This window comes from Niveispirillum sp. SYP-B3756 (assembly GCF_009495745.1).
Taxonomy (GTDB): Bacteria; Pseudomonadota; Alphaproteobacteria; order Azospirillales; family Azospirillaceae; genus Niveispirillum.
This window is the reverse complement of the sequence record NZ_WIDQ01000012.1, coordinates 118,267-127,791: the sequence shown is the minus strand read 5'-3', so window position 1 is coordinate 127,791 and position 9,525 is coordinate 118,267. Positions and strand designations below refer to the sequence as shown.

Sequence of the window (9,525 nt, the reverse complement as noted above, 5' to 3'; positions counted from 1 at the left end):
GTCGGCAGCGGCGCCGCCGTCGTTGGTGGAGCGCTTTCTAAACACCTCCAACCAACCCGTCAACCGTTTTTTTCACCGTCCTGAACTTTTTTCTCCGCAGCGCAACAGCGCTACAAAAAGTACAGAAGCAATCCGGCCAACGGACCATCAAGCAAAACACCCACCAGAACAAAGTCTGGCGAACACCTCACCCAACAGCACGATAGATCATTCCACTTGTCCGAAGGCCGAAGCCTTCAAAGAACCTTGGATGATACTGGCCAAAACCACCACCACCCAACCCCACAACTGCCAAACCAACCGGCCCAACGTCGTGGGAGGCGCTGTATAGTCGTATGCTAAAATGGATGCAAGGGTTTTTTGAGGAAAAATGAACGACCCGTTGCATCCCCGTGACCAAACCAATGTAAGCCCGAAAACCGGGCTTGGGCAGGGGGAGACGATCCAATCTTTCGCATAGCTGGCTTTTCCGGTCAGTGTGGCGGATTGAATTATCTGCTTGGTCACATTATCTCCCGTTCGATCAGGGTGCGGCAGTCTCCCCCTCTATAAAAGAACAGGCAGTATGGTTCTCCCTCCCCTCCCCTCCCCAAATGACAGCGGGCCGGATAGTGAGCGGCTGTCGCCGCGCGCCCAGGCGACGCGGCTTCGCCTGATGCAGGCGGGGGCCGAGTTGTTGGGCGAGGTGGGGATTGAGCGTATCTCCACCAATCTGGTGGCAGCGCGCGCCGGTGTGACTCCTCCCATCTTCTACCGCCATTTCAAGGACAAGTACGAGCTGCTGGCCGCCTTGGGCGAGGATCTGATGATCCGCCAGAATCGGGTGCTGGAGACCTGGCTGGCCCAGCATGGCGGTGGATATGAGAAGCTGATCGAAGCCCATTATGATTTCCTGTTGGACTCGATCCGGGTGACCGCAGAGGTGCCCGGGGCTGTCTGGATCATGCGGGCCCTGCGGGCCGTGCCGTCGCTGGCCAATGTGCGGTTGGATTCCCATGAATGGGTGACGGACCGCATCATGGAAGCCATCCAGCCGCTTCTGCCGCAGGCCGATCCGGTAGAATTGCGGCTGCGCAGCCGCATCGCCGTGGAGGCGGGCTATAGTGTCATTGAGCTGGCGCTGGAAGATGCCCATCAAAGTCCGGAAGCCCTGTGCCGGGGATTGACCCGGATGTGGGTCGGCGGCCTGCGCAACGCCCTGTAAACACCCGCTGATCATCCCCCGCCACGCCAACCGCCCTTTTTGATGAAGGGCGGTAAAAGGCGCTTGCATCGGCCCAGCATATTAGCTATCACTAACTTGTAAAGTTAGTTGACGCTAACGTTCATCCTTCAAACTGATCGCTATCGTGGGTGCCATGCCGAGAAGATCGAGCGTGTGGGCGCTGCGGGGCCTGCTTTGCCTGAATTTGCTGATCCTGCTGGGCGGTTGTGAGAGGACAGCACCGGTGCCGGATGCCGCCACCATCGCCGCCCTGCGGCCGGACAATCCGCACTTGTCGGAGATCTACGCCACCGCCTGCATGGCCTGCCACACCATGCCCGACAGCGGTGCGCCGCAGACGGGCATGGTCAGCCAGTGGCAACCCCGGCTGGCCAAAGGAATGCCCACCCTTTTACAGAATGTTGTGCAGGGGCTGAACGGAATGCCGGCGGGCGGCCAATGCTTCGCCTGCACCACAGCCGATTATGAGGCGCTGATCCGCTTCATGAGCCAGCCGCCCGCCGCCCCTTGAAACAGGAGCCCTGATCCATGCTGTCACGGCGTTCACTTTTTTGGCTAATGGCGGGAGCCGCGACACTGGGCGGTGGCACCTGGGCCGCTTCCCGCGTCGGGCAGCAGCCTGAACCGCCCATCCCGCCAGGGCAGGACGCACAGGGGCGGTTGCTATGGCGCAACTGGTCCGGCATCCAGTCCGCCTATCCGCAGCAACGGGCGGCCCCGGCGGATGAAGGGGAATTGGCCGACTTGGTGCGGAATGCACCCGGTCCCCTCCGCGCCGTGGGTTCCGGCCATTCCTTCATGCCATTGGTGCCGACACCAGGCACGCTGGTGACGCTGGACCGGATGGCCGGGCTGGTGGCGCATGATGCAGCTAGCCTGAGTGCCACGGTGCGGGCGGGCACGCGGCTGGCCGATCTGGGGGCGGCCCTGGCCGGGATCGGCCAGGAAATGCCCAACCTGCCCGATATCAACAAGCAATCGCTGGGCGGCGCGCTGGCCACCGGCACGCATGGTACGGGCGCCAGCCTGCCGGCGCTGCATGGCAATGTCACCGCCCTGCGCATCGTCACCGGCCGGGGGGAAGTGCTGGATTGCGACGCGGCGCAGAATGCCGAACTGTTCCAGGCTGCGCGGGTGGGGCTGGGTGCCTTTGGCATCGTCACCCAGGTGACACTGCGCAACAGCCCGCTGCGCCGGGTGGACCGGAATGTCTGGGTGCAGCCGCTGGAACAGACGCTGGCGGAATGGCCAGCCCTGCGGGCCAAGCACCGCAATGTCGAATTCTATTATCTACCCTTCACCGACATGAGCGCCGTCATCAGCCATGATGAGACGGATGCGCCGGCCACCCCGCGCCCCCCGGCCCAGGATAATGAGGCGCTGCTGGATCTGAAGCGCCTGCGCGACTGGCTGGGCTGGTCGCCGGGCCTGCGCCGCCGGCTGGCCCGGCAGGTGCTGAGCGGGCTGGCGCCGGAGCGGGTGGTGGATGAAAGCTGGCGGCTTTTATCCAACGAACGCCCGGTGCGCTTCAACGAGATGGAATTCCACCTGCCACTGGATGCCCAGCCGCAAGCCCTGCGGGAAGTGATCACCGCCATCGAAGGTGCGCGCAACGATGTGTTCTTCCCCATCGAGGCGCGGGTCATAGCGCCGGATGATGCCTGGCTGTCCCCCTTCCAGGGGCGGATGACGGGTTCCATCGCTGTCCATGCCTATTACAAGGATCAGTATGATTTCCTTTTTGAAATCGTTGAACCGATCCTGCGCCGATATGAGGGACGGCCGCATTGGGGCAAGCTGAACCGGTTGACTGGGGCTGATTTCGCCAGCCTCTACCCCCGCTTCAATGATGCCGTCGCCCTGCGACAAGAGGTCGATCCCGAAGGCCGTTTCCTCAATGATTACCTGCGCGGGATCATGGGGCATGGCTGAACAGCTCGACACCGCGCCCGCCCACGACGCCTATTTCGCCGCCCTCTCAGCGGCATTGCACCGGGCCGGGCTGGCGGAGCCGGTGCTGGTGCTGGATGAGGCGCGGCTGGCGGCCAATATCGCCGCCGTGTCCAGCACGCTTGGCGATGGGCCGGCGGTGCGGCTGGTGGTGAAGTCGCTGCCCTGTGCCGATCTGCTGCGGCTGATCGCGCAGCAGTTGGGCACGGATCGCTACATGGTGTTCAACCGCTCCATGGTGCTGGAGATGCGACGGCTGGAGCCGGGGGCCGACCTGCTGCTGGGCAAGCCGCTGCCAGTGGCGGCGGCGGCGGCCTATTACGACACGGTGGGGGCCGACGATCCCGGCCCCCATTGGTTGATCGATACGCCGCAGCGGCTGGCGGATTATCAGGGGATGGCAGCGGCACGGGGCATCCACCTGCGCATCAATATTGAAATTGATGTGGGGCTGCATCGCGGCGGCGTTGCCGACCTGTCGACGCTGGCCACCCTGCTGGATCAGGTGGCGCCCGGCACCCAGGTGACCGGAATGATGGGCTATGACCCGCACATCGCCAAATTGCCCACAGCCCTGGGACTGCGCCGCCACGCGCTGGCGGCCAGCCAGCGGCTTTACCGGCAAATGGTGGCGGTGCTGCGGCAGCGTCTGGGGCCGGGGCCGCTGATCCTGAACAGTGCCGGCAGCCCTACCTATGTCCTGCACGCCAAGGGCAGTATCGCCAATGAGGTGGCCATCGGCTCCGCCTTCGTGAAGCCGGGGGATTTCGATCTGGACACGCTGGCTCATCACCAACCGGCCTGTTTCATCGCCACCCCGGTGCTGAAAACCGCCTGGCCGGCGCTGGCACCGGGGCTGGGGAAACTCGCCTGGCTGGGGGGGCGGGCACAGGCACAATTCATCCATGGCGGCCATTGGCTGGCCAACCCGGTGTCACCACCAGGATTGCGCCGCAGCGCCCTGTTCGGCCCCTCCAGCAACCAGGAATGCTGGCTGGGACCGCACCGACCGGCCTTGCGGCCAGGGGAGTGGCTGTTTCTGCGCCCCCGGCAAAGCGAGGCGGTTTTCCTGCAATTCGGTCCCCTTGCCCGGTTCGACGGGCGGGAGATCACAGGCTTCTGGCCGGTCTTTCCGGTTTCGGCCTGAAACCCGTGCTGCTGCCCGCGGGTACGGGCGACAGCGCGGTTGACAATCGCGGCCAAAAAGCCGCCCGGCCAACAAATGGCCGGCTAACAGGGGGTATCGGTCATGATGAAGATCAAGGGGATCACGAAGGTTCATATGCTGCTGCTGTCCGGCGTCGCCCTGACAGCCCTGCCCGCCGCCGCGCAGGAGGCAATGCTGGAGGAAATCGTCGTCACCGCCCAGAAACGGCAGCAGAATTTGCAGGATGTGCCGGTCAGCGTGACGGCCATTGCCGGCGACGCGCTGCTGGATCAGGGGGTTGCCACTGTGCAGGATCTGGGCAAGCTGACACCCGGCCTGCAGATCACCACCACCGATGCCGCCGCCAACCCGAAAATCTTTGTCCGGGGTGTCGGTTTGGCGGATTTCAACGCCACTGCAGCGGGCGCCGTCGGCATCTATGTCGACGGCGCCTATGTCGCCTCCCCCCTGGCACAGACAGGGCAATTCTTCGATCTGGCCCAGGTGGAGGTGCTGAAGGGGCCGCAAGGCACGCTCTATGGCCGCAACAGCACCGGTGGCGCCATCAACATCACCACCCGCCGGCCGGATTTCGATGCCAGCGGCGAGGGACAGATTTCCTATGGCCGCTATAATGCCGTCACCCTGCAGGCGGCCAGCAACGCCCCCATCATCGCCGACCGGCTGGCCATGCGCATTGCCGGCATTTATGAGCGCGATGATGGCCGCACCTATAACCGTGTCACCAGTGACAATGTGTACCGAACCAAGCGCTGGGCCGGCCGCGCCAGTTTCCTGCTGACACCCACCGATGGGTTTGAAGCGGTTTTGCAAATCCATGGCGGGCAGAATCGGGGGGACAGCCATTATGCCCAGTCCCGCGCGCTGGTGCCCATCAATACGGCCGCAGCCGGCCCCGACGGGCTCTGCGCACCGGGGGCCGCAGCCGGGGCCTGTGTCGATGGGCTGGGCTATACCGATACGGATAATGATCCCTATGCCGGTGATTACAACCTGAAGGGCCAGGATCGGATCGACCTTTATGGGGCCTCGCTGAACCTGCGCTGGGATCTGGGCTCAGCGCGGCTTTATTCCATCACCGCCTATGACCATGCCAAGCGCAATAATGCGGAGGATACGGACGCCAGCCCCAACCAGTTGATGGAAGCCACATATCTGGCCACCCAGCGCGATTTCAGCCAGGAACTGCGGCTGGAAGGGGAATGGGAGCGGGTGAAGGCGGTCGGCGGGCTTTATTACCTGCATGATTATCTGCATACAAACAGCCAGTATGATGTGCTGCGCGCCCTGCGCCCGATGTTCACCACCCCGGCCAACCCCACCGGTCTGTCGATTGAAAATAATGTCGCCATCGTGGGCTTCCCCTATCGCCAGACGACGGATTCCTATGCCGGCTTCGGGCAGGTGGATTTCCAGGCCACCGACCGGCTGACCCTGACGGCTGGTCTGCGCTATTCCCGCGACGAGAAGGATTTCCATTATCGCAGCACGGTGGAGCAGGTCATCGACCTGTTCAGCCTGGATGCCGCCAAAAGCTTTGAGAGCGTTTCCGGCCGGCTGGCGGCCTCCCTGAAGCTGACCGACGATGCCATGGCCTATGCCAGCTATAATCGCGGCTATAAGAGCGGCGGCTTCTTCGGCGGCTATACGCGCGATCCGGCCGATCTGGCCCCCTATGATGATGAAACGCTGGATGCCTATGAGATTGGCGGCAAGACGGAATGGCTGAACCGCCGGCTGCGGCTGAACCTGTCCGGCTTTTTCTATAATTACCAGGATCTGCAGGTCTTCCAGTTGATCCAGCGCGGCGGTCTGCCGGTGCAGACCTTCACCAATGCCGCCAGCGCCCATATCTGGGGCAGTGAGTTCGAACTGACGGCCTTGCCGCTGGCAGGGCTGGAACTGGGCCTGTCCGGTGCCTTCCTGGATGCCAAGTACCGAAATTTCATCTCCCAGGGGGAAAATCTGGATGGCAACCGCCTGCCCTCCTCCCCCCGCTGGTCGCTGACGGGAACGATCAGCCACCGGCAACAGGTGGAGGGGGTGGGGGAACTGGCGCTGACGGCCAATCTCTCCTACCGTTCCAAGGTCTATTTCGACAGCCGCAATCTGGAGCGCTTGAGCCAGAAGGGCTATTGGCTGGCCGACCTGACCCTGGGCTGGACCGCCAGTGATGGCGGCATGGGTGCCGGGGTGACGGTCGCCAACCTGTTCGACAGGGATTATGTCGTCGATATCAATAATCTCAGCAGTTTCGGTCTGGATGCCGTGAATTACGGGCGGCCCCGGCGGGTCAGCGCCTATCTGCGCTGGACCTATTGAGGGGGATGGCTGCTTCCCGCCGCCCCCCTCTCTTCCCCGCCATCCCGGCAATATTTGGGATGGCGGGGAGATTTTTGTTCCTCCCCCCCCCTAGTCCCCCTGCCAGGAATTCTGCCGTGCCGCCCCTACCCCCTCCGGACACAACCGATACCCTGGATGCCACCTTCGCCCGGCTGCGCGCGGCGGCCCAGGCCGATCCGTTTCCCGATATCGCCACCCGGCGCGGGTGGCTGACCGCCTTGGCGGACGGGCTGGCGAAGCGGCAGGATGAGATTGTTGCCGCCATCGATGCGGATTTCGGCGGACGCTTGGCGCATGAAACCCTGTTTGCGGAAATCTTCGTCACCATCGCCGCCCTGCGCCATGCCAAAAAACACCTGAAAGGCTGGATGAAGCGACGGCGACGGTCGGTGCCGTTGACCCTGCAACCGGGCAGCGCCTGGATAGAACCCCAGCCGCTGGGGGTGGTGGGGGTAATCGCCCCCTGGAACTATCCGCTGCAACTGGCGCTCTGTCCCCTGGCCAGCATTCTGGCCGCCGGCAACCGGGTGCTGCTGAAACCATCGGAACTGACCCCGCGCACCACGGCCCTGATCGCCGACCTGCTGGCCCAGGCCCTGCCCGGCACCGTCGCCGCCTGCGTTTCCGGTGGGCCAGAACTGGGGATGCGCTTTGCCGGGCTGCCGCTGGACCATCTACTGTTCACCGGGTCCACCCGTGTCGGGCGGATGGTGATGCAGGCAGCAGCCGCCAACCTGACGCCGGTGACGCTGGAACTGGGCGGCAAATCGCCGGCCCTGCTGTTGCCGGATGCCGATGTGGCATCCGCCGCCGCCGATATCGCCTATGGCAAGCTGACCAATGCCGGGCAGACCTGTGTGGCACCGGATTATGTGCTGCTGCCCCGTCCGGCACTGGAACCATTTCTGACAGCCATCCAGCAAAGTGCTGCCACCTATTTCCCCGCCCGCAATGGCGCGTCGGCGATGAGCGTGATTTTCGGCGCGCGCGGCCGGGAGCGGGCCCAAACCCTGCTGGCGGAGGCACGAAGCCGGGGCCTGCGGGTGGAGCCGCTCTGCGCCCCGCCACCCGGCTCAGACCTTGTGCCATCCGCCATCATCGATCCACCGGCGGATATCGCCCTGATGCGGGAGGAGCTGTTCGCCCCACTGCTGCCCATCATCCCCTATGATGATCTGGAAACGGCCCTGGCCCAGATCAATGGGCGGGACCGGCCCTTGGCGCTCTATCTGTTCGGGCGCGATGGCGGGGTGATTGACCGGGTGCTGGCCCGCACCCATGCAGGGGGTGTCAGCATCAATGACACGCTGATCCATGTGGCGGTGGACGACCTGCCCTTTGGCGGCGTCGGCCCCAGCGGCATGGGCCGCTATCACGGGCGGGACGGGTTCGACAATTTCAGCCATCTGAAGCCGGTCTTCCGGCGGGGCGGCCCCCGCACCGACCGGCTGATCCGCCCACCCTTGAACGGGTTGCATCGGAAATTACTGCGCCTGCTGATCGGCCGCTGAAGGATACCCCCATGGCCCAGGTCACCCATGCCCGTGCCGCCGCCTATGGCGCCGGTTCCATTGCTGCGGCCAGTTTCGTGGTCACGCCGCAATTGCTGCTGCTGTTTTTCCTGACCGAGACGCTGGCGGTCCCTCCGGCCTGGGCGGGGCTGGCGGTGCTGTTGCCCAAGGCCTGGGAATTCATCTTCGATCCCACGGTCGGCCTGCTGTCCGACCGGGCACGCCTGAAAAGCGGGCGACGTTGGCCCTGGCTGCTGGTGGGGGCCTGCCTGTTTCCGCCCAGCTTCGCCCTGCTGTTCGCCCCGCCTGTGCTGGATGATTGGCGGCTGACGCTGGCCTGGGTGACGGTCAGTTTCCTGCTCTGCACCAGCGCTTACTCCATCTTCGCCATCCCCTTTGTCACCATGCCGGGGGAGGTGTCGGACGATCCGGTCACCCGCACCCGCGTGGTGGCCTGGCGCATGGCCTTTGTCGGTGTCGGCGTGCTGACGGCGGGCGGGCTGGCCCCGCTGCTGGTGGAAAGCAATGGCGGCGGACGGCAGGGTTTCGCCCATATGGGGCTGGCGATCGCCCTGCTGGGCGGGTTGGTGATGCTGACGGCGGGGCTGGCGGCCCGTGGTTTCCGGCAGGTGAAACCGGCACCAGCGCCGCGGACCCAGCATCCGCTGCGCCATCTGTTGGGCAACCGGGCCTATCGCTGGCTGTGGATTTCCTATGTGGTGCAGATGGTTTCTATCGCCGTCAGCGCCGCCCTGCTGCCCTATGCCGTCCAGCATGTGATGAAGGCCCCCGCCAGCATGGTATCGGTGCTGTTCGTCGCCATGACGGCGGGCAGCATCCTGACCATGCCTGTCTGGGTGCGGATACGGGCCTGGGCGGGGGCGATGCGGGCCTATCTGCTGGCCTCTATCGTCTGTGCCGCCGGTTCTGCCGCCCTGTTCAGCGTCGTCACCGGCAATATCGTGCTGGCCTGTCTGGCAGCCCTGGCCGCCGGAATCGGGCAGGCCGGACAGCAATTGCTGCCCCTGTCATTGCTGCCGGCGGCGACGGAGGCAGAGGACAAAGCCGCCGGCGCCCGCCATGCCGGCCTGTTTGCCGGCATCTGGGTGGCGGGGGAAAAATTGGGCATGGCGCTGGGCGGCGCGCTGGCCGCCCTGATGCTGGGCCTTGTCGGCTATGTCGAAGGCGGGGTGGCGCAGGCGGCCGAAGCAGTGACCGCCATCCCCTGGCTGTTCGCCATCATCCCCGGCCTGATCCTGCTGGCCAGTCTGCTGCCCCTGCGCCACCTGCACCGCATCGCGCCCAAGCTGGGGGATTGAGGCAATGAC

The 9,525-nt window shown here is 64.6% G+C and carries 8 protein-coding genes; all 8 read left to right on the top strand.

Features of this window, described 5'->3' with window-relative positions; translation table 11 throughout:
- A partial coding sequence (locus tag GE253_RS26100) for a hypothetical protein (protein ID WP_211101523.1) occupies positions 1-331 on the top strand: 331 nt, incomplete at its 5' end.
- A 234-nt stretch (positions 332-565) separates the two neighbouring features.
- Positions 566-1,204: a TetR/AcrR family transcriptional regulator gene (locus GE253_RS19475; RefSeq protein ID WP_153205810.1), complete on the top strand. Its 639-nt coding sequence runs from the start codon at positions 566-568 to the stop codon at positions 1,202-1,204.
- A 172-nt stretch (positions 1,205-1,376) separates the two neighbouring features.
- Positions 1,377-1,736, top strand: coding sequence for a c-type cytochrome (locus tag GE253_RS19470; RefSeq protein ID WP_173012738.1), 360 nt, complete (start codon positions 1,377-1,379; stop codon positions 1,734-1,736).
- Between the two features lie 17 nt (positions 1,737-1,753).
- Positions 1,754-3,157 carry a D-arabinono-1,4-lactone oxidase gene (locus GE253_RS19465; protein WP_153205808.1) on the top strand — a complete coding sequence of 468 codons (1,404 nt, stop codon included), beginning with the start codon at positions 1,754-1,756 and terminating at the stop codon, positions 3,155-3,157.
- Entirely contained in the window at positions 3,150-4,322 is a 1,173-nt protein-coding gene (locus GE253_RS19460) for an alanine racemase (protein WP_153205807.1), read from the top strand. The genes GE253_RS19465 and GE253_RS19460 overlap by 8 nt, the downstream gene beginning before the upstream one ends.
- A 102-nt stretch (positions 4,323-4,424) precedes the next feature.
- Positions 4,425-6,665, top strand: coding sequence for a TonB-dependent receptor (locus GE253_RS19455; RefSeq protein WP_153205806.1), 2,241 nt, complete (start codon positions 4,425-4,427; stop codon positions 6,663-6,665).
- 116 nt (positions 6,666-6,781) lie between these two features.
- Positions 6,782-8,197: a coniferyl aldehyde dehydrogenase gene (locus GE253_RS19450; RefSeq protein WP_173012737.1), complete on the top strand. Its 1,416-nt coding sequence runs from the start codon at positions 6,782-6,784 to the stop codon at positions 8,195-8,197.
- Positions 8,198-8,208: 11 nt separating this feature from the next.
- Positions 8,209-9,516, top strand: coding sequence for an MFS transporter (locus GE253_RS19445; RefSeq protein ID WP_153205804.1), 1,308 nt, complete (start codon positions 8,209-8,211; stop codon positions 9,514-9,516).
- Positions 9,517-9,525 lie beyond the last annotated feature (9 nt).

Bases quoted from the DNA above. Each gene is read 5' to 3' on its own strand.
- GE253_RS19455 (WP_153205806.1), top strand. From the start codon at position 4,425: ATGATGAAGATCAAGGGGATCACGAAGGTTCATATGCTGCTGCTGTCC.
- GE253_RS19460 (WP_153205807.1), top strand. From the start codon at position 3,150: ATGGCTGAACAGCTCGACACCGCGCCCGCCCACGACGCCTATTTCGCC.
- GE253_RS19475 (WP_153205810.1), top strand. From the start codon at position 566: ATGGTTCTCCCTCCCCTCCCCTCCCCAAATGACAGCGGGCCGGATAGT.
- GE253_RS19465 (WP_153205808.1), top strand. From the start codon at position 1,754: ATGCTGTCACGGCGTTCACTTTTTTGGCTAATGGCGGGAGCCGCGACA.
- GE253_RS19445 (WP_153205804.1), top strand. From the start codon at position 8,209: ATGGCCCAGGTCACCCATGCCCGTGCCGCCGCCTATGGCGCCGGTTCC.